This is a genomic window from Uliginosibacterium aquaticum (assembly GCF_012972705.2).
Taxonomy (GTDB): Bacteria; Pseudomonadota; Gammaproteobacteria; order Burkholderiales; family Rhodocyclaceae; genus Uliginosibacterium; species Uliginosibacterium aquaticum.
The window spans coordinates 742,780-767,984 of sequence record NZ_JABCSC020000002.1; the positions used below are offsets into that span (position 1 = coordinate 742,780).

The 25,205-nt window shown below is 62.2% G+C and carries 26 protein-coding genes; 9 read left to right on the plus strand and 17 right to left on the minus strand.

Features of this window, described 5'->3' with window-relative positions:
• Positions 1 to 2 precede the first annotated feature (2 nt).
• Complete coding sequence (locus HJ583_RS10835) at positions 3 to 1,772, minus strand: M61 family metallopeptidase (RefSeq protein ID WP_170021905.1); 1,770 nt, start codon at positions 1,770 to 1,772, stop codon at positions 3 to 5.
• Positions 1,773 to 1,967: 195 nt separating this feature from the next.
• On the opposite strand from HJ583_RS10835, the gene pelA reads away from it, so the two are divergent.
• The 3 genes from pelA to HJ583_RS10850 all read left to right on the plus strand — a co-directional run bounded on the left by pelA (position 1,968) and on the right by HJ583_RS10850 (position 5,502).
• The gene (gene pelA / locus HJ583_RS10840) at positions 1,968 to 3,551 is read left to right on the plus strand and encodes a pectate lyase (protein ID WP_170021906.1); all 1,584 of its coding nucleotides are present in this window, start codon (positions 1,968 to 1,970) and stop codon (positions 3,549 to 3,551) included.
• 219 nt (positions 3,552 to 3,770) lie between these two features.
• Positions 3,771 to 4,445 (plus strand): glutathione binding-like protein, encoded by a 675-nt coding sequence (locus HJ583_RS10845; protein ID WP_170021907.1) that lies wholly within the window; start codon positions 3,771 to 3,773, stop codon positions 4,443 to 4,445.
• A gap of 124 nt (positions 4,446 to 4,569) precedes the next feature.
• Positions 4,570 to 5,502, plus strand: coding sequence for a dihydroorotate oxidase (locus HJ583_RS10850; RefSeq protein WP_170021908.1), 933 nt, complete (start codon positions 4,570 to 4,572; stop codon positions 5,500 to 5,502).
• Positions 5,503 to 5,565: 63 nt separating this feature from the next.
• Here the strand turns inward: HJ583_RS10850 and moaE are convergent, their stop codons facing one another.
• From moaE to mobB, 4 genes are all read right to left on the minus strand, one after another.
• Complete coding sequence (gene moaE, locus HJ583_RS10855) at positions 5,566 to 6,012, minus strand: molybdopterin synthase catalytic subunit MoaE (protein ID WP_170021909.1); 447 nt, start codon at positions 6,010 to 6,012, stop codon at positions 5,566 to 5,568.
• A gap of 1 nt (position 6,013) precedes the next feature.
• Positions 6,014 to 6,268 (minus strand): molybdopterin converting factor subunit 1, encoded by a 255-nt coding sequence (gene moaD, locus HJ583_RS10860; protein ID WP_170021910.1) that lies wholly within the window; start codon positions 6,266 to 6,268, stop codon positions 6,014 to 6,016.
• A complete protein-coding gene (locus HJ583_RS10865; protein WP_170021911.1) occupies positions 6,265 to 7,452 on the minus strand; it encodes a molybdopterin molybdotransferase MoeA in 1,188 nt (395 codons plus the stop codon). Before HJ583_RS10865 ends, moaD begins: the two co-directional genes overlap by 4 nt.
• 63 nt (positions 7,453 to 7,515) lie before the next feature.
• The gene (mobB, locus tag HJ583_RS10870; RefSeq protein WP_170021912.1) at positions 7,516 to 8,019 is read right to left on the minus strand and encodes a molybdopterin-guanine dinucleotide biosynthesis protein B; all 504 of its coding nucleotides are present in this window, start codon (positions 8,017 to 8,019) and stop codon (positions 7,516 to 7,518) included.
• 181 nt (positions 8,020 to 8,200) lie between these two features.
• On the opposite strand from mobB, the gene HJ583_RS10875 reads away from it, so the two are divergent.
• Both HJ583_RS10875 and HJ583_RS10880 read left to right on the plus strand, forming a co-directional pair.
• Positions 8,201 to 10,861 carry a diguanylate cyclase gene (locus tag HJ583_RS10875; RefSeq protein ID WP_235943829.1) on the plus strand — a complete coding sequence of 887 codons (2,661 nt, stop codon included), beginning with the start codon at positions 8,201 to 8,203 and terminating at the stop codon, positions 10,859 to 10,861.
• Positions 10,862 to 10,905: 44 nt separating this feature from the next.
• Positions 10,906 to 12,819 carry a sensor domain-containing diguanylate cyclase gene (locus HJ583_RS10880; RefSeq protein WP_170021914.1) on the plus strand — a complete coding sequence of 638 codons (1,914 nt, stop codon included), beginning with the start codon at positions 10,906 to 10,908 and terminating at the stop codon, positions 12,817 to 12,819.
• Between the two features lie 29 nt (positions 12,820 to 12,848).
• Here the strand turns inward: HJ583_RS10880 and flgJ are convergent, their stop codons facing one another.
• The 9 genes from flgJ to flgB all read right to left on the minus strand — a co-directional run bounded on the left by flgJ (position 12,849) and on the right by flgB (position 20,118).
• The gene (gene flgJ / locus HJ583_RS10885; RefSeq protein WP_170021915.1) at positions 12,849 to 13,724 is read right to left on the minus strand and encodes a flagellar assembly peptidoglycan hydrolase FlgJ; all 876 of its coding nucleotides are present in this window, start codon (positions 13,722 to 13,724) and stop codon (positions 12,849 to 12,851) included.
• 124 nt (positions 13,725 to 13,848) lie between these two features.
• Positions 13,849 to 14,973 (minus strand): flagellar basal body P-ring protein FlgI, encoded by a 1,125-nt coding sequence (locus HJ583_RS10890; protein WP_170022026.1) that lies wholly within the window; start codon positions 14,971 to 14,973, stop codon positions 13,849 to 13,851.
• Positions 14,974 to 15,007: 34 nt separating this feature from the next.
• On the minus strand, positions 15,008 to 15,667 hold the full coding sequence (locus HJ583_RS10895) for a flagellar basal body L-ring protein FlgH (protein ID WP_101942316.1): 660 nt from the start codon (positions 15,665 to 15,667) through the stop codon (positions 15,008 to 15,010).
• A 24-nt stretch (positions 15,668 to 15,691) separates the two neighbouring features.
• Positions 15,692 to 16,474, minus strand: coding sequence for a flagellar basal-body rod protein FlgG (gene flgG, locus HJ583_RS10900; RefSeq protein ID WP_170021916.1), 783 nt, complete (start codon positions 16,472 to 16,474; stop codon positions 15,692 to 15,694).
• Positions 16,475 to 16,563: 89 nt separating this feature from the next.
• Complete coding sequence (gene flgF / locus HJ583_RS10905) at positions 16,564 to 17,304, minus strand: flagellar basal-body rod protein FlgF (protein ID WP_170021917.1); 741 nt, start codon at positions 17,302 to 17,304, stop codon at positions 16,564 to 16,566.
• A 32-nt stretch (positions 17,305 to 17,336) separates the two neighbouring features.
• Positions 17,337 to 18,560, minus strand: coding sequence for a flagellar hook protein FlgE (gene flgE, locus HJ583_RS10910; RefSeq protein ID WP_101942313.1), 1,224 nt, complete (start codon positions 18,558 to 18,560; stop codon positions 17,337 to 17,339).
• A gap of 14 nt (positions 18,561 to 18,574) precedes the next feature.
• A complete protein-coding gene (locus tag HJ583_RS10915; RefSeq protein WP_170021918.1) occupies positions 18,575 to 19,264 on the minus strand; it encodes a flagellar hook assembly protein FlgD in 690 nt (229 codons plus the stop codon).
• 30 nt (positions 19,265 to 19,294) lie between these two features.
• Positions 19,295 to 19,699, minus strand: a complete 405-nt coding sequence (gene flgC / locus HJ583_RS10920) for a flagellar basal body rod protein FlgC (RefSeq protein WP_101942311.1) — start codon at positions 19,697 to 19,699, stop codon at positions 19,295 to 19,297.
• Positions 19,700 to 19,713: 14 nt separating this feature from the next.
• A complete protein-coding gene (gene flgB, locus HJ583_RS10925; protein ID WP_170022027.1) occupies positions 19,714 to 20,118 on the minus strand; it encodes a flagellar basal body rod protein FlgB in 405 nt (134 codons plus the stop codon).
• 294 nt (positions 20,119 to 20,412) lie between these two features.
• On the opposite strand from flgB, the gene flgA reads away from it, so the two are divergent.
• The 3 genes from flgA to HJ583_RS10940 all read left to right on the plus strand — a co-directional run bounded on the left by flgA (position 20,413) and on the right by HJ583_RS10940 (position 22,072).
• Positions 20,413 to 21,093, plus strand: a complete 681-nt coding sequence (gene flgA / locus HJ583_RS10930; protein WP_170021919.1) for a flagellar basal body P-ring formation chaperone FlgA — start codon at positions 20,413 to 20,415, stop codon at positions 21,091 to 21,093.
• A 197-nt stretch (positions 21,094 to 21,290) separates the two neighbouring features.
• The gene (gene flgM, locus HJ583_RS10935; protein WP_170021920.1) at positions 21,291 to 21,596 is read left to right on the plus strand and encodes a flagellar biosynthesis anti-sigma factor FlgM; all 306 of its coding nucleotides are present in this window, start codon (positions 21,291 to 21,293) and stop codon (positions 21,594 to 21,596) included.
• A complete protein-coding gene (locus tag HJ583_RS10940) occupies positions 21,593 to 22,072 on the plus strand; it encodes a flagella synthesis protein FlgN (RefSeq protein ID WP_170021921.1) in 480 nt (159 codons plus the stop codon). Before flgM ends, HJ583_RS10940 begins: the two co-directional genes overlap by 4 nt.
• Before the next feature lie 293 nt (positions 22,073 to 22,365).
• Here the strand turns inward: HJ583_RS10940 and motD are convergent, their stop codons facing one another.
• The 3 genes from motD to HJ583_RS10955 all read right to left on the minus strand — a co-directional run bounded on the left by motD (position 22,366) and on the right by HJ583_RS10955 (position 24,625).
• Positions 22,366 to 23,259, minus strand: coding sequence for a flagellar motor protein MotD (gene motD / locus HJ583_RS10945; RefSeq protein ID WP_170021922.1), 894 nt, complete (start codon positions 23,257 to 23,259; stop codon positions 22,366 to 22,368).
• A gap of 117 nt (positions 23,260 to 23,376) precedes the next feature.
• Entirely contained in the window at positions 23,377 to 24,180 is an 804-nt protein-coding gene (gene dapB, locus HJ583_RS10950) for a 4-hydroxy-tetrahydrodipicolinate reductase (RefSeq protein ID WP_101942306.1), read from the minus strand.
• Positions 24,181 to 24,232: 52 nt separating this feature from the next.
• Positions 24,233 to 24,625, minus strand: coding sequence for an outer membrane protein assembly factor BamE (locus HJ583_RS10955; RefSeq protein ID WP_170021923.1), 393 nt, complete (start codon positions 24,623 to 24,625; stop codon positions 24,233 to 24,235).
• 117 nt (positions 24,626 to 24,742) lie between these two features.
• On the opposite strand from HJ583_RS10955, the gene fur reads away from it, so the two are divergent.
• Entirely contained in the window at positions 24,743 to 25,183 is a 441-nt protein-coding gene (gene fur / locus HJ583_RS10960) for a ferric iron uptake transcriptional regulator (protein ID WP_101942304.1), read from the plus strand.
• Positions 25,184 to 25,205: the final 22 nt, after the last annotated feature.

Consider the following 25,205-nt stretch of genomic DNA (forward strand, 5'->3'; position numbering starts at 1 on the left):
CTTCAGGCGCGCTTCAGCCACCCCTGCAGCAGGGCGTTGTCCGTCGCACCGGAGGCCAGTGTCAGCAGGCACTCGTCGACGCGCGGCGCGGCCAGCAACACAGCAAAGCGCAGCAACTCATCGCGGCGAAAAACGAGGATCTCCAGTACGTCGCCGACGCTGCAGCGGGCAAGCAGGCTGTCGAGATTGCTGCCAGTCACCCGCAATCCGTTCAGCGCGACCAACTCATCTCCCGCCGACAGACCTGCCGCTTGCGCCGTACCACCATCGAGCACATTGGCGAGTTTCAGCACATTACCCTCGGAGCGCGTGCGCAGGCCCAGCCCGCCACTGCGCGAACCAGACTTGCGACTCAGACTGATGCCAAAAGGCTTCAGCAGCTTCGCCAGTGGCACATCCTCCGTGCCCTCGGCCCAACGAGCCACCTCACGCCGCACATCAACGCCGGTCGCAGCCTTGATGATGGCCGGCATGGCTCCCTCGGGCACGCCGGCCGAGTCCGCCCCATAGTGCTGCCACAGATGGCGCATCACATCGTCGAGCGATTTTGCGCCGCGGGTCTTGGCGCGGATCGTGAGATCCAGGCCAAAAGCGACCAGCGCACCCTTCTGGTAGTAACTGACAATGGCGTTCGGGCTGTTTTCGTCCTGGCGGTAATACTTGGTCCAGGCATCGAAGGAAGAGTCGGCCACGCTCTGTTTGAGACGCCCGCCATTGCGTTCGACCGCCGTGATGTTCTTCGCCATCAGCCCTAGATACTCGGCCGGGGTAATCAGCCCCGCGCGCAGCAGGGCGAGATCGTCGTAATAAGAAGTAAACCCCTCGAACACCCACAACAGGCGGGTGTAGTTCTCTTCCTGCAGACGGTAAGGTGTAAAGACCGCCGGCTTGATGCGTTTGACATTCCAGGCATGAAAATACTCATGACTGCACAGCCCCAGGAAAGTCCGGTAGCCCTCGCTCATATTGAGCTCGCCCGGCACCGGCAAATCATTGCGCGAGCAGATCAGTGCGGTGCTGTCGCGATGCTCCAGGCCACCATAGCCCTCGCCCACCACCAGCGTCATGAACAGATACTGGCTGAAAGGCGGGCGCTTGCCAAAATGGGCCAACACGGCTTCACAAGCCTTCTTGAGGTCTGAAGCAAGGCGCTGGGCATCGAACACGGCACGCCCGGTAATGACCATCTCGTGCGGCACGCCCCCCGCTTCGAACTTCACCGACTGCCAGGCCCCCATTTCAACCGGGTGATCGATCAGCGTGTCGTAATCCGGTGCTTCACGCAGGCCGAAACCGGCTCTATCCACGCTGCGCTTCGTCGCCGCCGGCAAGGTCGTGGCTACTTTCCAGCGCTCAAAATCAGCACCTTCCGGGCGGCGGATGTCGACCCGGTGCGGCTGCTTTTCACGCCCCGTCACCTGCAGAAAAAGCTGGGTGCCGTTAAAGAAGCCGTGACTCTGATCCAGGTGCGCGCAGCGCACCGACAGGTCCCAGGCATAGACCACGCTCTCAACCACCAGCGCCAGATCCGGATCGAGCTTGGCAGTGCGCCAGGAATGCTTGTCCAGCTTCTCCAGTGCTACTGCCTTGCCGCCCTGACTAGCCCGGATTTCAACGAAATTGCGGGCGAACTCACGAATCATGTAGCTGCCGGGGATCCAGGCCGGCAGGCGGAGGATTTCACCCGTTGCCTGAGGCGCGGCCAGCGTGAGCGTGACACTGAACAAATGGGCTTGTGGATTGCGGGCTTCAACGCGGTATTCGATGCTCATAGTCGGGAGTCGGGAGTCGGGAGTCGCTCCATCGTAGCTGATCACAGAGGCCCAGCAAAAAAACCGCTCATCCCGCAGTGAGTGGCGACGAACGGCATTCCGACAGCCGTTCGTCGGGATTTAGTCCTCTTGCAACACCAATTATCTAGGGTTTACCCCTATCAGCGTTCCAACCCTCCAAGAAAGCCTCGCCGCATGCACCTCATCCGCCGTACGAGTTTCATCATCCTGTCCTCGCTGTTCATTTCCGCGAGCCTTGCCCAGACGCCGGTCAGCAACAATGCACCGCCCACCGGCAGCGCCCCTGCCCGCGCCGGCAGTGTGCTGAAGACCGTGGCCCTGATCATGGGTGAGCCCAACTACTCGATCGATGGTGGCTACGAGGAACTGGAAGAAGGCCTCTACTCGCAACCGGAGCTACTCCCTGGCGAGCGCATGCTGGCGCCGCTGAACGCCATCATCCTCGGTCTGGGTGGCGAAGCGGAGCTGGATCCTGCGCAGCAGACCGCCCGCTTCACCCTCAACGGCAAGACGCTGCTGCTCAAGGCGGGGCAGACGACTGTTCGCGTTGGCAACACCGATGTGCAGGCCGATATCGCTCCACAGTGGCGTAACGCCAATCTGTGGGTGTCCGCGCACTGGGTCTTCGATCAGTTCGGTGCCTACTCCAAGTGGGACAAGACCCGCCAGCGCTACACAGCCTCCCTGATCCTGCCCGCCGGCAACAAGGTGGCCGGTGTGGCCAAGGGTGGCCCGGTAGTCGAAGGCAATCTGGACAAGCAGGATGCTGCCTTCTGGGCCAGCGCTGAGGGCCGCAAGGTGGCCGGCGTAATCATCGGCTATCAGAACGCCGATGGCGGCTGGCCCAAGCTGGAACGCGACGCCAGCCTCACGGTGCCGGTCAACCGCGCCGCCCTGAGTGGCTTCAAGGCCAAATCCACCATCGATAACGACGCCACCACGAAGCAACTCAGGGCACTGGCAGCGGCCTACCGCAACCATCCGGACGAAACAATCCGCGCCAGCATCGATCGCGGCCTCGACTACCTGCTCTCCGCCCAGCAGCCCGGCGGCGGCTGGCAGCAATACTGGCCGGCACCGCAAGGCTACAAATCGCACATCACCTTCAATGACAACGCAATGGCAAATGTGCTCGAAGTGTTGCGCGACGTGGCCCAGCTGCGCGACGACTTCGCCTTCGTCAGCCCGGTACAGGCCAAGCGTGCCAGCGTTGCGTATGACACAGGCCTGTTACTGATCCTGCGCACGCAGATCCGCATCGGCAGCAAGCGCACAGGCTGGTGCGCCCAGTACGACGTCGAAAATCTGCAGCCGGCGATGGGGCGTGCTTTCGAACTGCCCTCAATCAGCGGGGGTGAAAGCGTGAATGTGGTGCGCTTCCTGATGAGTGTCGAGAAACCCGCACCGGAGATCGTGCAGGCCATTCAGGATGCGGTGGCATGGCTGGACAGCGCCAAGCTCAGCGGCCTCAAGCGCGCACGCCGCGAAGACCGGACTCTCGAGTACGGCTTTGACTTCGTGATGGAAAAAGGCAGCAGCGACGACGTGACCTGGGCCCGCTTCTACGATCTGCAACAGGGCAAACCGCTGTTCTCGGCGCGCGACAGCAAACCGCGCAGCCGTTTCGAAGAAGTGAGCTACGAGCGCCGCGTGAAGTACAACTGGTTCACCACCGAGGCCGCTCCGCTGCTCAAACAGGAATATCCGGCCTGGGTGCAACGCAATGGCCTGAAATCGGTGCTCACCAAGCGCAACTGAGCGTCCTCAGGCTGGCCGCTGCAACGGCCAGCCGCGTCATCGGAGCAGCCGGGCCCGTTCCTCCACGGGCCCGGCATGCCCCACCAGCCCCCAGCGCGAATTACGCCGTGTAACAGCGGGGCTTGTCTCGGCAACACTTTCGCAGTGCAATGGCAGGCTTTCGAGCTCCGCCGCCAGGCGAGTGCTCTCCTGCTCCCGAACCGAAAGAGGATTCGCCCGATGATCGACCTGTTCTACGCCCCTACGCCCAACGGCCACAAGATCACCATCCTGCTCGAGGAGCTGGGCCTGCCGTACCGCATCATCCCGATCAACATCCGCAAGAACGACCAGTTCCTGCCTAGTTTTCTGGCAACGGCACCGAATAACCGCATCCCGGCCATCACCGATCACGACTTTCCCGGCGGCCCCCTGCACCTGATGGAATCCGGAGCCATCCTCACCGTGGAAGCCGAGCTGCACGGCAAATTTCTGCCGGCCACCGGACATGCCCGCGCCCAGGTCCTGCAGTGGCTCAACTGGCAGATGGGGGGGCTCGGTCCGATGGCCGGCCAGAACCATCACTTCAACCAGTTCGCGCCGGAAAAAATTCCGTACGCGATGAAGCGTTACACCGACGAAACCGCGCGCCTCTATGGCGTACTGAACCGCCAGCTCGAAGGCCGCGATTATGTGGCAGGCGACTACTCGATTGCCGACATGGCGATCTACCCCTGGGTCTTCCTGCATGAGCGCCAGTTGATGGACATGACGCAATTCCCGAACATCCTCGCCTATCTGGAACGCATGGCGGCTCGCCCGGCGGTGCAGCGCGCCTATGCCGAAGGCGCAAAATTCGACTGGGACGCCAGCCTCACCGAAGAACGTCTGCAGACGCTGCTGAAGCAGGCCTGACAATCCTCAGCCAGCGGAGCAGAGGCTCGCCCCGGGCCTCTGCAAGTCTTGATGTGTCCCAGAAGGCACTTGTGGCGAACCGTCTAGAATCCGGCTTCCCCCCAAAAAGCAGGAAGCTGAATCCATGAGCCTGTTGTCTGCCTCGCTGCTTGGCATCAAGTTTGCCAATCCGCTCCTCAACGCCTCCGGCGTGCACTGCCGCTACACCGATGAACTCGACGCGCTGGCCGCCAGCGCCGCCGGCAGCCTGATCACCAAAAGCTGCACTCTGCTCGAGCGCGAGGGCAACCCCGAGCCACGCTACGCCGCTACAGCGCTGGGCAGCATCAACTCCATGGGCCTGCCCAACCAGGGCTATGCCTACTACCTCGACTACGCCCGGCGCCACAACTACGCTACCAAGCCGCTGTTCTTCTCCGTGGCAGGCCTGTCGCTGGAAGACAATCTGACGATGATGGCAGCCGTACGCGACGCCTATATCCCGGCCATCGTCGAGCTCAATCTCTCCTGCCCCAACGTGCCGGGCAAGCCGCAGATCGCCTACGATTTCGAAGCCATGGACCGCATGCTGGCCGCCGTAAGCGCTGAATATGCGCTGCCTTTCGGCGTGAAGATGCCGCCCTATTTCGATATCGCCCACTTCGACGCCGCCGCTGCGATCCTCAACAAATACCCGCTGGTGGCCTTCGTCACCTGCATCAACTCGATCGGCAACGCATTGGTGATCGACATCGAGAACGAGAGCGTGGTGATCAAGCCCAAGGATGGCTTCGGCGGCATCGGCGGGGATTACGTGCTCCCCACTGCGCTAGCCAACGTGAATGCCTTCTACCGCCGCTGCCCCGACAAGCAGGTGATCGGCTGCGGCGGTGTGAGAAGCGGCGAACAGGTGTTCATGCACCTGCTGGCCGGCGCTTCGCTGGTTCAGGTCGGCACGGCCCTGCATGAAGACAGCCCGCGCATCTTTGCGCGCCTGAACCGCGAACTGAGTGCCATCATGGAGCGCAAGGGCTATCGCAGCATCGAAGCGCTGCGCGGCAAGCTGAAGACGCTGTAAGCGCCGGTCTGCACGGCCCTGTCGATTGTGGGTGCGAGGCGCGCCTCGCACCCACGAGAAACATCACGCCCAGCGCGTCAGCGCCGCTTCATCGCTCTCACGCGCATCCACCCAGCGGCTACCAGCCGGAGTTTCTTCCTTCTTCCAGAAGGGTGCGCGGGTCTTGAGATAATCCATGATGAACGCGCAGGCCTCGAAAGCCGCCTGGCGATGACTGCTAGCCACGCCCACGAAGACGATGCGCTCGCCCGGCAACAAGCGCCCGACACGATGAATCACCCGCACCGCCAGCAAGGGCCAGCGCGACTCAGCTTCAGCCACAATGCCGGCGAGCGCCTTTTCAGTCATCGCCGGATAGTGCTCCAGCGTCATCGCCGCAAGCGCACCATCGCCGCGTACCAGACCCAGGAAGCTGGCTATCGCACCGGTATCGCTGCGCCCCCTGGAGAGCCCGGCTGTTTCCGCGCCGACATCGAAATCCTCATGCTGAACACTGACTTGACTACTCATCTCATCCCCCGGTCACCGGCGGGAAGAAAGCGATCTCGTCTCCAGCCTTGATCGACACCGCGGCTTGCGCCAGCTCCTGATTCACCGCCGCACGCACCGCCTTGCCGGGAGCAAGCGCAGTCCAGTCACCACCACGTGCGCACAAGCTCTCGCGCAGGGCGCCCACGGTCGCCACGCCCGGCGGCAGATCAAAGTGTTCCTCGCTGCGGCCCAGCGCCTCACGCAGGCTCGCGAAATACAGGATCGTCACACTCACAGACCGTCTCCAAGAGGGATGTAGGACACCAGATCACCCGGCTGGATAATCTGCCCCGGCGGATTGCTGACCAGGCCATCGGCCCAGGCACAGGAGCTCAGCACGCCACTGCCCTGCTTCGGAAACAGCTCCAGCCCGCCCGCCTGATTGCGCCGCACGCGCAGAAACTCGCGCAACGCGCCGGCCTTGGGCCAGCTGAAGTCAGCACGCGCCTGCACAGCCTGCGGCAACACATCGGTTTCGCCCTGGCGGCGACGGATATAGGGTCGCGCCAGCATCAGGAAGGTGGCATAGCTCGACACCGGGTTGCCCGGCAGGCCGATGAAGGGCGTCTCGCCCACACGCCCCAGCGCGAAAGGCTTGCCGGGCTTGATGGCGATCTTCCAGGTTTCCAGCGCGCCTTCGCTTACGACGGCAGCCTTGACGTGATCCTCCTCACCCACCGACACGCCGCCACAGGTCAGCACCAGATCGTGACCCGCTGCCGCCTCGCGCAAGGCAGAGCGTGTTGCCCCCAGATCATCCGGCACGATGCCCAGATCCGTCACCACACAGCCCAGGGCGCCCAGCAGGCCGTGCAACACGTAGCGGTTGGAGTTATAGATCTGGCCGGACCGCAGCGGTGCGCCCGGCGTCACCAGCTCATCGCCGGTGAAGAACACCGCAATCCGCAGACGGGCAAACACCTCGACCTGCGCCACACCGATGGAAGCCAGCAGCCCCAGGTGCGCAGCCCCCAGGCGGGTACCGGCGGAAAGCACGACGCTGCCGCTGGCAATATCCTCGCCGGCACGGCGAATGTTCTCACCCGCGCCAGGGGCATGCTCGACGCGCACCGCCTCGCCCTCAGCGATGCATTTCTCCTGCATCACGACGGCATCGGCTCCAAGCGGAATCGGCGCCCCCGTAAAGATGCGGGCAGCCGTACCCGGACGCAATGCAACCGGGGCACTGCCGGCCGGGATGCGCTGGCTCACCTCGAGCAAGGCACCCGGCGCCACATCCGCCACACGCAGGGCATAACCATCCATGGCAGAGTTGTCCGCCGGCGGTACATCGAGGCTGGCCCGTACCGGGCTAGCCAGAACCCGACCGGCAGCCGCCAGCAGATCCACGGTTTCGCGCCCGGCGAGCGGAGTTGCCGCGGCCAGCAGGGTTTCGAGGGCTTGTTCGTAGCTGAGCATTTTCGGAAGTCGGAGTCGGAAGTCGAGGGAGTGTGAAACGCGCGGATCGGCAGGGGCCTTGATTCAGGCCAGTTTCAGGAACTGCAGGATCCACTCCGCAATGGCCGGAGGATCGTTCAGCGCCAGCACCGGCAAGTCGCTCACGAGCGGCGCATCACTGGCAATCGCTACCACCTCCGGAAATTCGGCGTGGAAGAAGGGCTTGCCCAGCGCAGGACGATGGACTTCTATCTTGGCCAGTTCGGCGGATTTGAAACCCTCCACCAGAACCAGATCACACGGAGAGAGCCGTGCCAGTAACTCGGTCAGCGAGGCTTGCGGCTCCTCACGCAACTCACGCATCAACGCCCAGCGCTGCTCGCCGGCCAGCATTACCTCACTGGCCCCGGCCGCACGGAAGCGGAAGGAATCCTTGCCGGGCTTGTCGATATCAAAGCCGTGGTGGGTGTGCTTGATCAGCGACACACGCAGGCCGCGCGCAGTGAAGAGCGGAATCAGGGCTTCGATCAGGGTCGTTTTGCCAGAACCTGACCAGCCGGAAATACCGAAGGTTTTTGCGGAATTCATGCGCCGATTGTATGCCGACCAGAAGCAGAACTTATCCACCCTGACGGTGCGGTTTTTGCGCAGAATCATCAAGCTTCCTGCCTTCGAAGCCGTTATTACTCGAAGTCAGCAAGGAGTCCCTTTGACGCGTACTACTCTCCTGAAAACAGCTGGCACGCTTGCCGCAGCCCCACTTGTGGCAATGCTGTGCCTGTTTGCCGAACTGCCGACCGCGCTGGCTGTCTGGCTCACGGCAGCGGCCGGCATGTTGCTGCCCGGCTTCTGGCTGTTGCGCGAGCGCGAGCGTGAGCAGCAACGCCGCGAGCAGGTACAGAACTTCGTGCAGCGTCTGGTCGATGTAATTCCGGAGCCTGTTTACGTCAAGGATGCTGCCGGCCGTTACATCATGATCAATGAGGCCTTCGCGCTCCAGCGCGGCCAGCCGCGTGCAGCCATCCTGGGGCGCAGCGCCCGTGATCTGGCGCAAGATTCTGCTACCGCCGCACTGATCGCCGCCGAAGATGCCGAAGTCCTGCAAGGGCTGATGGTCTACAAGGAAGAAGAAGTGCTCCACCCCATCAGCCACGAGGCACGCTTTCGCATCGTGACCAAGGGGACCTGCCTGGATGCGACGGGCGCGCGCGTAATCGTCGGCGCGAATTTCGACATCACCCGCATACGCCACGCCGAACAGCGCCTGCAGGCAGCACTGGCGGAGCAAACAGCTGTCGCGCAACGCACGCGAGACTTCATCCAGCACCTGATTGACGTCATCCCCTACCCCTTCTACATCCGCGATTCGCAGAGCCGCTACCGCTGGGTGAATGACGCGCTGATCGAGCGCTACCAATTGAGTCGTGAGCAGATACTGGGGCACAGCCATCGGGAGCTGATGCCTGATCGCCCGCAATCGCACACGTCGCTTGAAGAAGATAGCCGGGTGCTCGCCGGCGAACGGATACAGAAGGAAGAGAGTGCGACCAGGCCAATCACTGGCGAGCGCTGCCATCAGATCGTGATCAAGGGCAGTTGCCCGGACCCGGAAGGCGAGCTCGCCATCGTTGGCATCAATATCGACGTGACCGTACTGCGCGAATCCGAAGCCCAACTGGCAACGGTGCTGCAGCGGGAACGCGAGCATCACAAAGCCACGCTCGAATTCGTGCAACGGGTGCTGGATCTCTTGCCCTACCCGGTCTACGTGAAGGATGCGCAGAGCCGCTATCTGATGGTCAACGAAGCCATGGCGCGCGACGCCTTCATGCCCCGTGAAGAGCTGATCGAGCATATGGGCCTGAAAGAAAGTACCAGCCCCGAACGCATGCGCCAGCTCTTCGAAGAAGACGGCAACGTGCTGGCCGGCGAGCGCATCCTGCGCGAGGAACAACTGCCGCACCCGCACACCGGCCGCGAAGTTTTCCGCATCCTGTCCAAGGGCACTTGCAACAACGCCCTGGGCGAGCCGGTAATCGTCGGCAGCAGCATCGACCTGACCGACCTGCGCCTGGCCGAGCGCGAGCTGAAGGCCTCGTTGCTACGCGAAACGGCGCTACGCGAGCGTACCGAAGCCTTCGTGCAGCGTCTCATCGATGTGATTCCGGATCCGGTCTATGTGAAGAAGGCCGGCCACTATCTGCTCGTCAACGAAGCCTTTGCCGATTACCAGGCTCGCCCCAAAGCCGAGCTGCTGGATCCCGCACAACCCTTCCCCCACCTCTCTGAAGACAGCCGCCTGCGTTCGCGTGAAGAGGATTTACGGGTACTCGTTGGCGGCGAGATCGCACGCGAGGAACACACCTGGCGCCGCGCCACCGGGGAGGAGGTCTATCGAATCGTGTGCAAGAAGCAATGCCTCTACATCGATGGTGAAGCCGTGATCGTCGGCATTGATCGCAACATCACCCAGTGGCGTCAGGCCGAACTGCAGATCAAGGAAGCACTCGAGCGTGAAACCGAGCTGCGCCGCAACACCTTCGAGTTCGTGCAGCGCCTGGTGGATCTGATTCCGGACCCGGTCTATGTAAAAAAAACCGGCGGCCTTTATGTGCTGGTCAATGAAGCCTTCCTGCGCTACCACCAGCGTTGCCGCGCCGAAGTAGTCAAGGCTCCGAATGCCCTGCCCTACGAAAACGAGGAAACGCGCAAGCTCTCGCTGCAGGAAGACGAAGCCGTGTTGGGCGGCGCCGAAATCGAAAAGGAAGAGCACACGATTCGCCAGGCCAGCGGCGAAGAGGTCTTCCGCATCATCAGCAAGCGCCGCAGCACCTATTTCGACGGCGACCCGGTAATTGTCGGTTTCGATAACCACATCACCCGCTGGCGAATAGCCGAACGCGAACTGCAGCGCCTGGCGCGCGAAGATGCCCTGACCGGCCTGGCCAACCGCCGCCACTTCCGCGACGAAGCCGAACGCGCGATTGCCCGCAGCAGTCGTTATGACGAAGCTCTGAGCCTGCTCATGCTGGATATTGACCACTTCAAGCACATCAACGACAGCCAAGGCCACAACATCGGTGACGAGGTACTCAAACAAACCGTACTGCGCTGCCTCGGCGGGCTGCGCAGCACCGATCTGCTGGCCCGCTGGGGCGGTGAGGAGTTCATCGCCCTGCTGCCCCACACGCGGCTCGCAGAAGCCTGTCAGGTAGCCGAACGCCTGCGCGAGGAGCTGGCGCTCACCCCGATCGCCACTGGCAACGGCGCAATCTCCGTCACGGTCAGCGGTGGCGTGGCTCAATGGCAAGCCGGGGAGTCGCTCGATCAGCTCGTCTCACATGCCGATGCCGCGCTCTACCTTGCCAAGGAAGGTGGCCGCAATCGCATCCTGCCCGCGCAGGCAGAAAACACAGGCGTTCGGGTGTGAACAGATAGAATACGCCGGCGTATTGCAACGGAATATCGGCCAGCATGAATCTGCTCAGCAGCATCCGGGAAATCGCAGTTCTGGCCGCCCTGCCTGCGCTGCTGGTCGCACTCGCCCTGTTTTTCGCCTGGCCACCCACGCTGGCCCTACCTCTGCTGCTGCTCACTGCCGTGCTGTCAGCCCTGCTGCGCCTAACCCAGCTGCGCCGCCAGCACGCAGTTCAAAGCGAGCGCCAACAGGCCTTCATGCAGCGTCTGATCGATGTGATTCCACAGCCGGTCTACGTCAAGGATTCTGCGGCCCGCTACCTGATGGTCAACCAGAGCCTCGCCAACCGCCTGGGCCGCGAACCGGCCGAGCTGATCGGTTGCGACTCCTGCAGCTTCCTCAGCGATACGGAACTGATTGCCCACACCCGTCAGGAAGATGCCGCCGCATTGAGCGGTGCGCGCATCACCGCTGAACTGCACGATACTGACCCGCTCAGCGGCAAGCCGCGCGATCGCCTGATCATGAAAGGCACCTGCCTCAATGCCGAGGGCAAGCCCGTCATCGTTGGCGCCAATTTCGACATCACGCACTGGCGCGAAGCCGAACAGGCACTACAGGCAGTACTCCAGCGCGAGCAGGCCCAACAGCTTGAAACCCGTGCCTGGCTGCAACGCCTGATCGACGTGATTCCCTACCCGATCTATGTCAAGGATGCAGACAGCCACTACCAGCTGGTCAATCAAGCCTTCGAGAAGGACAAGGGGCTGCCAGGGGCTGAACTGATCGGTCGTACCGGCGTTGGGCCCGTCCACCCGGACCGGCTGGCACAGGTGCTGACGGAGGATGCCAAAGTGCTGCGCGGTGAGCCGCTGCGCAAGGAAGAGCATCGCGCGCACGCGCGAACCGGCGCGGAGGTATTCCGCATCATCACCAAAGGCGTGTGTACAGACGAACGCGGCAATACCGTGATCGTCGGGGCGCATGTGGATATCACCGAACTGCGCCAGGCCCAGCGCCACCTGCAGGAGGCCCTGGAACGCGAAACCGGCCTGCGCCAGCGTACCGAAGCCTTCCTGCAACGCCTGGTCGACGTGATCCCGGACCCGGTCTACATCAAGGATTCCAATAGCCGCTACCTGCTGGTCAACGAGGCCTTTGCCGAATACCGCCAGCTCGACCGTGACTTCATCCTGGGACCAAACTTCCCCTTTCACGGCCCGACCACACCGGCCCGCGCTCAGTCCGAACGGGAAGATCAGGCAGTACTCGGCGGCCAGGAAGTCGTCAAGGAAGAGCACACCATCCGCAAAGGCACTGGCGAGGAAGTCTTCCGCATCGTACGCAAGCGGCGCAGCGTGTTCTTCGATGGTCGTCCTGTGGTGATCGGTATCGACCACAACATCACCCGCTGGCGCGTGGCCGAGCGCGAGTTGCAGCAACTCGCACAGGAAGACGGCCTCACCGGCCTGGCTAACCGGCGCCATTTCCATCATGAAGCAGAACGCGCCATCGATCTTGCCCAGCGCTACCAGCAAGCCCTCTCACTGATCCTGATTGATCTGGACCACTTCAAGCAGATCAACGATCTCTACGGCCACCACGCCGGAGATCTGGTACTGGTCGAAACCGTTCGCCGCCTGCGTGAAGGCCTCCGCCGTGCCGATTTCCCCGGCCGCTGGGGCGGTGAAGAATTCATCATCCTGCTGCCGCACACCGAACTGGCCGAAGCCGTGCAGGTCGCCGAACGCCTGCGTGCCGCAGTTGGCGACTCCTTGCTGCAGATCGAAGGCCGCCAACTGGCCATTACTCTCAGTGCCGGAGTGGCTCAGCGCCGCATCGGCGAAGGGCTGGAGTCTTTCATCGCGCGTGCAGACAGCGCACTGTATGTAGCCAAGAACGAGGGCCGCAACCGGGTGCTGGCGGAGGCCCGCCCGGCGGACATGGACAGCCGGGCGACGGTTTACTGACGGACGCGCCCGCAGATCCGGGAGCCGCCTCAGCGCGCCGAAGCCTGCAAGCCCTGACGCAGGGTGTTGCCATTGATGATGCGGCTGAGCTTGTCGGCATAGGCCGGATCAGTGGCATAGCCTCCCTGCTGCAGCGCACGTGCAAAGGCGTCGCCATCACTTTGGCCGCGTACGCCGGCATAGCGCGAGTTCTGGCCGATCAGGCGGGTGTAATCCTGAAAGGATTCTGCGTATGAGCCGTAAGCACGAAAACGCTCCACCCGCTCAACCGCCCGGCCATTCTCATACTCGGTGGTGCGTGCCTCCACCACCTCACCCTGCCAGTCACGACCGGCCTTGATGTTGAAGAGGTTGTAGCTCGTGCTGCCATCCGCACGCTGGATCACCGATTTGCCCCAGCCAGTTTCAAGCGCCGCCTGGGCCACCAGAAAATGCGGCGGCACACCGAGGCTGGCAGCCGCCTGCTGGGCCTGTGGCCAGACCTGGGTGACGAACCCCTGAGCCGCTCCGCTATAGGGTGCCCCAAGTTGCGGCGCCGCACCGGCGGCACTTGCCGCCGCTGCCCCCGCTTGTGCCGGGCCCTTGAGATCGTAGGTCGGCAGGCGCGGAATGCTTGTGCCATTGAGCTGACGCTCGACCACCTGAGCCAGCCCGATGCCCCCTGTGCGGGACATCAGCTGGGCCAGCTGCTGATCATGCATGCCTTGGAAGAGCTTGGTTCCTTCGCTTTCAAGCATCCCGTCCTGCGGAATTGATTCGCGCATGGTCTTCAGCACGATCTGCAGGAACATCGCCTCGAACTGCTGTGCCACTGCCTTGTTGGCCTCGGGCGAGCCTTCCCGCGTCTGCAGCTTGAGGCCGGCCAGACTGGAGGGGTCGAGTACGTTGGGCTGCACACTGTTCATGGGCAAGGCCTCGGCGCGCGTGAAAAATTGGGCCCCGTAGCAAGAGCGTACCCGGCCATTCCCGGCAAGGCGCGAGGTGCATTCAGATGCGATCGCAATAGGCGCAGCATTTTTTCAGCGCCGCTCAGATAACTTCCAGCTCGGCCCGCAGTGCGCCGGCTGACTTCATGGCCTGCAGGATGTTTACCAGATCCAGCGGCGTGGCGCCCACCGCATTGAGCGCCTTGACCACTTCTGTGAGGGTCACACCGGGCTTGAAACGCATCAGGCTGGCCTGATCCTGTTTGACGTCGACCTGAGCATTCTGCACGGCGGCTGTCTGCCCCTGCGAGAGTGGATTGGGCTGACTGATCTGGGTATCGGTATTCACCGTCACCGTGATGTTGCCGTGCGCCACTGCGCACTCCTGCAAGGTCACAGACTGGTTCATGACGATCGAGCCGGTGCGTGAATTGACGATCACCCGCGCCGCGCCAGCCATCGGTGTGACATCGATATTCTCGAGCCGGCCAAGAAAGCCCACCCGCTCGGCCGCCGACTCGGGTGCCCGCACCTGAATCCTGCGCCCGTCCAGCGGCCAGGCCACCTGCTCGCCGAAGCTCTTGTTAATGGCTTCCACCACACGTTGCGCAGTACCGAAATCAGCCTGGGCCAGCTCGAGCTGCACCGAGTCCGCGCCGCCTACCGCCGTCGGCACAGAGCGCTCGACCGTAGCCCCACCGGGGATCCGACCCGCTGACAGATGATTCACCGTGACTTTGGTGCCACCGGCCGAGCCGCCGGCCCCGCCGACAATCAGATTGCCCTGCGCCACCGCGTAGATCTGCCCGTCCGCGCCCTTCAACGGTGTCATCAGTAAGGTGCCGCCCTTGAGGCTCTTGGCGTTGGCCATCGACGAAACGGTCACGTCGATCTGCTGGCCGGGCTGTGCAAAGGCCGGCAATTGCAGGGTCACCATCACGGCGGCCACGTTCTTGAGCTGCAAGGTGGTGCCGGGCGGGATCGTGATACCCAGATTGCCCAGCATGTTGATCAGGCTCTGGGTGGTGAAAGGCGCCTGCGAAGTCTGGTCGCCAGTACCATCCAAGCCGACCACGATGCCATAGCCAACCAGCTGGTTACTGCGCACGCCGGCGATGTTTGCCAGATCCTTGATGCGCTCGGCATGCACCGGAGCAACGAGCAGCAGGCCCGCCAGCAAGAGCGCCACACGCCATACCCCCCGGAGGGAATTTCCTGTCCTGTCCATCATGCCACCTGACCTTTCCACACCTGCTTGACGATCAGAACGGCAGCACGTTCATGAAGATGCGCTGCATCCAGCCCATGGTCTGGGCTTCGTCGAGATAGCCATTGGCTTTGTATTCGAGCCGGGCATCGGCCACCTGAGTGGATTGCACGGTATTCGAGCTGCTCACGTTGTTCTGATTCACTACGCCGGAGAAACGGATGAACTCCTGGCCCTGATTGATCGCCACTTGCTTTTCGCCGGATACCAGCAGATTGCCGTTGGGGAAGACTTCGATCACCGTCACCGTCACCGTGCCGGTAAAGGAGTTGTTGGCCGCCGCTGTGCCCTTGCCGGCAAAGCTCTGGTCCGCTGCGGCCGACGCGCTCATCTTGGCTGCGATATTTTTGCCCATCACCCCCGCAATCAACGGTGCTTCCATTTCGGTGCTGGAAGCACGTGTGGCATTGGTATTGGAGGATTTGCTGGCGGCATTCTTCTCGACGATGTTGATCGTCAAGGTGTCGCCCACATAGCGCGCACGGCGATCTTCGAACAGCGAGCGCGGACTGCTGCCGAAGATGCTGCCGGCAGTTTCGGTGCGCGCTGGCATTGGCCGCGCCGTCATCGGCTGATGCACGGCAGTGGTCTGCTGCAGCAAGCTGCAGCCACTGAGCAAACCGACGAGCAGCAACAGGACAAGGCGGATGGACATGATCAGCCTCCGTTCAGAACCGGATCAGAGCTGGGTCAGACGCGAGAGCATCTGGTCCGCCGTACTCACTGCACGCGAGTTGAGTTCATAGGCGCGCTGGGTTTCAATCATGCTGACCAGCTCCTCCGCAACGTTCACATTGGAAGTCTCGAGGTAGGTCTGATTGATCACACCCGTGCCATTGGTGCCAGGAGTGGTGGGCGTGGGCGTGCCGCTGGAAGCAGTTTCGAGAAAGAGGTTCTCACCCATGCTCTGCAGGCCGCCCGGATTGACAAAGTTGGCAACCTGGATCGAGCCGATCTGAGCCGGATTGGTCTGCCCCGACAGCAGCACGCTGACCGTGCCATCCTTGGCGATGGTGACCGATAGCGCGTCGGCCGGAATGGTGATCGCCGGCTCCACCGGATAACCGCTGGAAGTCACCATCTGGCCTTGCGAATCCTTCTGGAAAGCGCCATCGCGGGTATAGGCCAGCGTGCCATCCGGCATCTGGACCTGAAAGTAGCCCGCGCCCTGAATCGCCAGATCCAGCGAATTACCGGTCTGCTGCAGGTTGCCCTGGGTATGGATGCGCTCGGTGGCAACCGTGCGCACACCGGTGCCGATCTGCAGGCCGGAGGGGATCTGGGTGCTCTGCGAGCTCTGTGCACCGGGCTGGCGCAGGGTCTGATAGAGCAGATCCTCGAACACTGCACGCCCACGCTTGTAGCCATTGGTGCTGACGTTGGCGAGGTTGTTGGAAATCACATCGAGATGCGTCTGCTGCGCATCGAGGCCGGTACGGGCAATCCACAGGGCACGGATCATTTTGCTTCTCCTTGTGTTGCGAGGATAGGTCGCTCAGTCATCGACCAGTCCGTCAATCAGCGCATCAAAAACCCCGCAATCCGCCCCCCTTAACGGGCAGCAATCACTTGGTTGGCACTCTTGTCATTGTCCTGTGCGCTGGAGATCAGCTTGAGCTGGGTCTCGTAGCTGCGCGCCAGCGAAATCATGTTCACCATCTGGTCGACCGGATTCACATTGCTGCCTTCGAGATAGCCGCCACTCACACGCACGTTCTCGTCCTGATTGGCGGGCTGGCCGCTCTTGAGGCGAAACAGGCCGTCATCGCCGCGAACCAGCTCTTCTTCAGGCGGGTTGACGAGCTTCAGGCGGCCTACTGTATTGGTAGCCGCCAGGGTGCCACTGAGCGGCACGGCAGTGATGGTGCCATCCGGTCCGATTTCCACTGCGTTTTCCGGCGGGATTGCGAGCTGACCGCCATCCCCCGCCACTTCAAGACCGCCTTGCGTGCGCAGCACACCGTTGTCGTCGATCTTGAAGGAGCCGGCACGCGTATAGGCCTCGCTGCCATCCGGTTGCAGCACCGTAAACCAGCCCTGACCATTGACCGCCGCATCCAGCGGACGAGCAGTGTGATTAAGCGGGCCAGACGAAAAATCGCTGCCAACCGAAGCATCCACCACGAAGGCCCGGGTAGGCTGAGCCTCGCTCTGCACCTGCACCGCACGCAGACGATGCAACTCGGCGCGAAAGCCGACCGTGCTGGCGTTGGCGAGGTTGTGCGCCACCGAGGCCTGCTGGCCCATGGTGGCCTTGGCCCCGGTCATCGCGGTGTAGATCAGCTTGTCCATCTCAGTCTCATTCGCTCGCGTTCAAGTGCTTATCAGCGCAGGTTCACCAGGGTCTGCAGCACCTGATCCTGAGTCTTGATGGACTGGGCATTGGCCTGGTAGTTACGTTGAGCGGTAATCATGTTGACCAGCTCAGCCGTGAGATCAACGTTGGACTCTTCCACCGAGCCAGCCGTAAGCTGCCCCAGGCTGCCAGTGCCGGGCGCGCCCACCAGCGGCTGGCCGGAAGTGGGCGATTCGCCCCACAGGTTATTGCCCAGGGAAAGCAGGCCTTGCGGATTGGCGAAATTCGCCAGTACGACCTGGCCAAGATTGCGCGTCTGGCCATTTGAGTAACGCCCCTGGATCACACCATCGTCACCAATGGTGATCCCGGAGAGACGACCCGAGGCGAAACCATCCTGAGTCTGGCGATTCACCCCGAAGGAACTGCCGTACTGGGTGCTGCCGGTCAAATCGAAATCAACGCTGAAGGGCGTGACGGCGCCAGTCGTTACAGCCAAGCCTGCAATGGTCACAGGCATGGCAGTGGTGAGCTGACCGGAGGTATCAAAGGTCACGGCAGTCGCCGCTCCGGTCGCACCACCATCAAGCGCGGTATACATGTCCCAATTACCGCTGCCCGCCGTGCGGAAATACATCGTCATGATGTGGGAGTTACCCAGGCTGTCGTACAGGGTGACCGAGGTCGACGAGTTGTAGGTGCTCGGATCCGGACTGGCACTGCCCGCCACCCAGGCATTGGTCGGCACAGTGGAGCGCGAATCGAGGTTCAGCCCCATGGCGACCTCCGAGCTCTGTGCCGGCATCAGGTCGGCGGTGTCGATATAGATGCTGCTTGGACTGGCCGGCAAAATCTGGCCGGTAGAGCTCGCCGGATAGCCCGTGAGCTGATAACCCTGAGAGTTGATGATGTAGCCGTTCTTGTCGATCTGGAACTGACCGTTGCGGGTGTAGGCCACCGAGCCGCCGTTATCCATGCGGAAGAAACCGGAGCCATTGATGGCCACATCCAGCGGATTGTTGGTCGGCGTAATGTTGCCCTGATTGAAAACCTGGGCCACCTTGCCAATCTGGGTGCCGATCCCGATCGACACCCCGGCGGACGCGCCATTGAGCGCAGAGGCGTACACATCCGCGAACTGGGTGCCCGAGAGCTTGAAGCCCACGTTGCTGGCGTTGGCCACGTTGTTGCTGATGACGTCGAGCGCCTTGGAGGATGCGTTGAGGCCACTGAGGCCTTGCTGGAATGCCATGATCTGCTCCCGGATTACAGAATGAGCTTGATGTCGCCCATCGAAACACGACCAAGCTGGGCGGAGTCGCCAAACTTGTTCACATCAACCTGCACTTCACTGCCACTGGTGACCACGCCGGTCACCGTACCCAACTCGAGTGCGGTGGCCCCCACCTTGACGTCACCCTTGTAGGCCGTGACCTTCATGGTGTAGCTGCCATCCACCACAGCGGTGCCGGCATCGTTCTTGCCGTCCCACACGAAGTCATGCACGCCAGCCTCAAGCGCGCCCAACTCCATGTGCTTGATCTCCAGGCCGTTCTTGTCGCTGATGGTCACCGATACCTTGTCGGCCACGGCATCGAGTTGCACGCCACCCATGCCTATGCTCTCGGTCACGACCATGCCGCTGCCCGGCACCAGCACCGCGTGGCCGACTAGATTGGCAGCCTGCAGTGCTTCGGAAGACTGCATGTTGCCCATCATGCTTTTGAGCGTTGCGTTAAGCCGCTCAATGCCATCCACCGTGCTGATCTGTGCAAGCTGAGAAGTGGTTTGCGCGTTGTCCATCGGGTTGAGCGGGTCCTGATTCTTGAGCTGGGTTGTCAGCAGCTTCAGAAAGCGCGACTGCTGCTCTTCGACCGTGCTTGTGGACGTCGTGCTCGTCTTGTTCAGCGAGGAATAGATATCCTGCGCGCTGGTACTGCTGCTGACGGTTGTCATGTGCCTACTCCTGTCTTACCCGCCGATTGCTCAGCTCTGTCCAATGGCCAGCGTGCGCTGCAACAGCGTGCGGGCCGTATTCATCACCTCCGCGTTCGTCTGGTAGGAACGCGAAGCCGAAATCATGTTCACCATCTCTTCCACCACATCCACATTGGGCATGGTGACGTAACCCTTCTCGTCGGCCAGCGGGCTCTTCGGGTCGTAGAGCATGCGGCCGGGGGCTGCGCTCTCCACCACCTGCTGCACCTTCACGCCTTGCCCGCTCTGGCCCATATTCACGGCCTGGAAAACGACCTGCTTGGCCTTGTAAGGCTTGCCATCGGCCCCCACCGCGCTCTCGGCATTGGCCAGATTGCTGGCGGTGGTGTTCAGGCGCTGAGACTGCGCGCTGAGCGCCGAGCTGGCGATATTCAGAACATTGAACATGCTCATGATTCAGCCCCTGTTCACTGGCCCGACACGGCCTGCTGCATGGTGCGCAACAAGCCGTTGATGAAGGTAATGCTGGCCTCGTACTGCACCGAGTTTCCGGCAAAAGCCGCGCGCTCGGCATCCATGTTCACCGTATTGCCATCTACGCTCGATTGCGTTTCCGTGCGATACATCTGCTGCGGGAAAGTGCTCGTGCCACTCGCATTCAGGTGACGGCTGGCCGTCGTGCTGAGCGCAATCGGCTTGCCTGCACGCCCCAGCAGCGCACCGCTTAGCGCAGAGCCGAAATCGATGTCGCGTGCCTTGTAGTTAGGGGTATCCGCGTTGGCCATGTTGCCCGCAATCAGCTCCTGGCGATCGGCGCGCAGGTTGAGGGCGGTCTGGTGAAAGCGCAGGGCGTTATCGAGCTGGACGTTCATCTCTTCAACTCCGTTCATGATCTCTTCAAACATATCCGTCGCTCCCGGCACACATCGGCCACTCGACGAACTCATTGCAGCTTCTATGCCAACCATCCTAAGCCCCGTATTACGGTCCGCAGACGGCGATAAAGCGGCAAAACCACCGGCTTTCCCGGCAGCCATCACCCAGCCTGCGGCAATGTTTGCCGGCAGGCTGAAACGCCCCGGAATAGCCCCACAAGCACCCGCCTGTTTGACCCATCAGCTGGCGCGCGCTGTGCTTGAATCGGCCATCACCCATCCGGCGGCACCATGCGCTCCCTCCTTCCCGGCCTCCTCCTGCTGCTTAGTTGTCTTGCCCCCTGCACCGCCCATGCAGAGGACCAACTCGGCCCGGCACTGCAGCGTTTTCTGGCAGCCCGCAGCGCCAGCCTGCCCGGCAAGGTCACGATTGAAATCGGGCGCTATCCACTGAGCGAGAAACTCATCGCCTGCCAGCGCTGGGAACTCTTCCTGCCTGAAGGCGGCCGCCCCTGGGGACGCATATCGGTTGGCGCCCGCTGCCAGGCGGGGCCCCAACAAGCCCTTTACATCCCCTCCCGAATCAAGGTGGAAGGCCAGATGCTGGTAGCGGCCCGCCAGATTCCACTCGGCGCAACGCTCACCGAGCACGATATGAAGCTCGTCGAAGGAGAGCTGAGCAACCAGGCAGCGGATGTACTCAGCACGCCAACTGAGGCCCTCGGGCGCACCAGTCGGGCCAGCATCGCCGCCGGCCGGCCCTTGCAACGCAGCCTGCTGCGCAGCGAAGCCATCATCGAAGCCGGTCAGGAGGTCCGCGTGGAAATCCGGGCCGGCAGCCTGCAGGTGAGCAACCAGGGGATTGCCATCAGCAGCGCCGGGCGCGGCGAAACGCTGCGCGTCCGCCTGCCCAACGGCAAGATCGTGCGCGGGATAGCGAGCGAGGCCGGCTTGGTCGAAGTTCAGCTCTGACCCGATTCCTGCCGCCAGGCCTGCTGTGCTCTGCCCCGGAGCACCGGCAGCCCCTTGCCGTGGATTGCAAAAAAATCTAAAGTTTTTCCCCAGAGGCCCGATAAGGCAGTCATGGCATCACGAATGCCTGTTAAAAAATCAGTGGCTTGCGTGCCCTGCCAGTGCACCGCACATGCCTCGAGCCGAAGGGAAACGCCGTGAAAATCGAGAATTCAGTCACTTCGCCAGGATCGGTCAGCACCTCAAAACCCCGATCTACCCGCGAATCCTCCACCAGCTCCGCTTCGGCCAGCCCGTCGCAGGTGCAACTTTCCAACCTTGCCAGCAATCTGCAAAAGCTGGAGCAAGCCATTGCCGAAACACCGGTTGTCGATAGCGGCAAAGTCGACGAGATCAAGAGCGCCATTGCTCAAGGGCAGTTCAAGGTCAATCCGGACAAGGTCGCCGATGGTCTGCTCGACAGCGTGCGCCAGATGCTCGCCGCCCAACCCCGTAGCGCGTGAGCCCAGCTGCCGACCATAGCGCGCTGCGCCAGCGCCTGCTCGCCCTGCTGATTGCTGAAACCCAGCAGGTACGGGATTTCGTCGCCGTTCTCGAACAGGAAAGAAAGATCCTGGGCGAGCGCGACGTCGAGCCATTGTTTGCCCTCTCGGAACACAAGAACCGCTACGCCCGCCTGCTCCAGCAAAGCGCAGACGCCCGCACCAGCCTGCTCGGCCAGGCTGCGCTGAAGCATGACAAGAGCGGCGTGGAAAGTCTGCTTGGCGATCCAGCCAATCCGGTCTGGAACAACTACCTGAAGGCTGTCGCCGAGGCCCGTGCCCTGAATCAGGCCAATGGTGCCTTGCTCACCGAGCGCCTCGCCCACAATCATCAAGCCCTTGCCATTCTTATGGCGCACTCCGACCAGCCCACAGTCTATGGGCCGGACGGTGCCGCCCGCACCCGCCCTGGCTCACGCCTGCTGGGTAGCTACTAAGTCCCGGGCCATCTCGCCCGGCACCGCTCAGCCCCACCTGAACGGCACGTCTGCTGATCAACGTACGCGCTCTTGCCTGAACACCGGCCGCATCAAAGATTGCTGCACAGATCTGCTCGAGCACTGACCGAGCGCCTCTACAGTAATAGCTTCAGCCACACACCGACATTTTTCGGCAGAGGGCATCCATCCGAAGGCGAAGCGGCCTGCCATTTTTGCGAGATCCGTATCAGCAACGCCTGCTTTTTTTATGTCGTTTTACAGATTCCAGCGGGCCTCTGAGCCAAGCGCATTCATGGAGCCTTCCCGCCCGGCACCAGACGTATGTTCTCCGGCGTTCCCAGCGCTCCATCCGCATCCGGCACCTGGCGCACACCTTCGGGCTGCCGCGGCGCGCCGAGCACTTCTGTCGTGGTCACCGGTGCTTCAGCCACTTCGGGCGCCATCGATTCAATCTGGATGGTTACTCGCCGATTGCGGGCCCGCCCCTCCGGGGTGGAATTGTCTGCCACGGGCCTCTGATCGCCATAGCCTGCCGCCGTCATGCGTTCAGCACTGACGCCGGAAGCCACAAACAGGCGCACCACGGACGAAGCACGCACCGCCGACAGCTCCCAATTGGAAGGGAATAGCGCAGTAGAGATCGGGAGGTTGTCGGTATGCCCTTCGACCTTGATCGGAAAACTGCCCACGGCAATCACTTCGGCTACGGCACGCAAAGCGCGCACGGCTTCGGGCCCCAACTGAGCCTCTGCCGGGTTAAAGAGGGCGCTGGCATTGATTTCAATGGCAATGCCATTCACTCCCTCGGTGACCCGCACCTGACCACCGCGCACCAAGGGCTCCAGCACCCGTTTGACCTCCTCGGCCATGCTGCGCATCTTCTGCCGATACTCGGTACGCCGCGCTTCGGTCTGCGTATCCGAGCGGCTCTGCCGGGTCACTACAGGCATGATCGGCGTGCCCGTCGCCTGCGGCGGCGCCACGATGGCTGCAGCCTGCTCGTTGGTCGCGCTGCGAAAAGCCTGCACCATGGAGCTGGACAAGACCCGGTACTTGCCCTCATTCACCGAGCTGATTGCATACATCACGACGAAAAAGGCGAACAGCAAGGTGATGAAGTCCGCGTAGGACACCAGCCAGCGCTCGTGATTCTCATGCTCTTCTTCGTGCTGACGGCGGGCCATGCCTGCTCCGGAAAGGGTGAACGACTCCCTTGGTTTACGGCAGGTAGCCCTCCGCCCTTGAGGCAGGCAAACAAAAGGCCGGGCAAGCCCGGCCTTTGATCTGGCTGAAGTGCCTGACTACTTCAGGCCCAGCACATCCTGCATATCGTACAGGCCACTGCCCTTGCCTTGCAGGAAAGCCGCAGCACGCAGGGCGCCGGTGGCGTAAGGCATGCGACTGCTGGCCTTGTGCGAAATCTCGACGCGCTCGCCCAGACCACAAAACATCACGGTGTGATCACCGATTACATCGCCGCCGCGTACCGTGGCAAAACCGATGGTCTCGGGCTTGCGCTCACCAGTCACACCTTCACGGCCATACACGGCACATTCCTTGAGGTCACGCCCAAGCGCCTGGGCCACCACTTCTCCCATGCTGAGCGCGGTACCGGAGGGGGCATCGACCTTGAAACGATGGTGAGCCTCGAAGACCTCAACGTCATAGCCCGTTTCCAGCAGCCGCGCCGCGACATCAAGCAGCTTGAACACGACATTCACGCCCACCGACATGTTGGACGCAAAAGTCACCGGAATTTCAGTGGCTGCTTCACCGATCTGGGCCTTCTCTTCCGGCTTGAAGCCGGTCGTGCCGATCACCACCGCGCATTTCACGCGGCGAGCGATCTTCAAGTGTTCCAGCGTACCTTCGGGGCGGGTGAAATCGATCAGGCAATCAGCCAGCGTCAGTGCCGCCTCGATGTCGCTGGTGACCGGAACGCCACAGGCGTTGCCAACCAGCTCACCGGCGTCGCGACCAATGAAAGGGCTGTCGGCGCGATCAAGCGCCGCCACAAACTGCACTTCGGGCATCTGCTGGGCGGCTTCAATGAGCATGCGCCCCATACGGCCGGAAGCCCCGGCAATGGCGACCTTCACAGTCATGTTCGATCCTCGGGAAAGCGGCTGGCCGCAGGATTTGCGGCCGCGATTGAAATCAGGGTTTGGCGGCGGGCGCCGGGCCAGTGATGTCGATCATGCGCGGCGTAACCGGTAGCACCGGCATCTCACCAGAAGCGGGCACCACATCGCCATCGAGGCGCGCGAGCTTGTCACCTTCGAAGAAGACGGTCAGCTTGCGGCGCTCGGGCGTCTTGTAGCCACTGGAGAACTGGTAAACATAGTCCCAGCGATCTGCGTGGAAGACATCCACCAGCATCGGCGAGCCCATCACAAGGCGCACCTGTTCGCGGCTCATGCCGGGCGTGAGGCGCGCCACCATCTCCTGAGTGATGGCATTGCCCTGACGTACATCGATCCGGTACGGCTTGAAGGAACAGGCTGCCAGCAGGCAGACAGCAAGGGTCAGGAAGCCGCTACGCAGGATCATTCGGACAAACTCTCGTGACATCGACAGGGACGGGGCCCGGCCATCGGCCCGGCCCCGGAAGATTCCAAGAACACCGCCCGGACTATATCATACGGGCCTTACTGACCGGAGACCGCGATGCCGCCACCCCATAGCCTCAAGGAGTCAGGGCTCAAGACAACCTTGCCGCGCCTGAAGATCCTCGACCTGTTCCAGCGAACCAGCGAGCGCCATCTCTCCGCCGAAGACGTCTATCGCCTTTTGCTGGCTGAAGAAATGGATGTTGGCCTGGCCACCATCTACCGTGTGCTAACCCAGTTCGAGCAAGCTGGTCTGCTGCAACGCCATCACTTTGAAACCGGCAAGGCCGTGTTCGAGCTCAACAAGGGCGACCATCACGATCACATCGTGTGCATGGACTGCGGCCGCATCGAGGAGTTCTTCGATCCGGAAATCGAGGCGCGTCAGAACGCCATCGCGATCGAAAAGGGATTCAAGGTGCGCGAACATGCCATGTATCTCTACGCCGAATGCACCAAAACCGACTGCGAAAACCGCAAGGGCCGCAAGAAGGCTTGATCCCGCCATCGACGGCGCACCT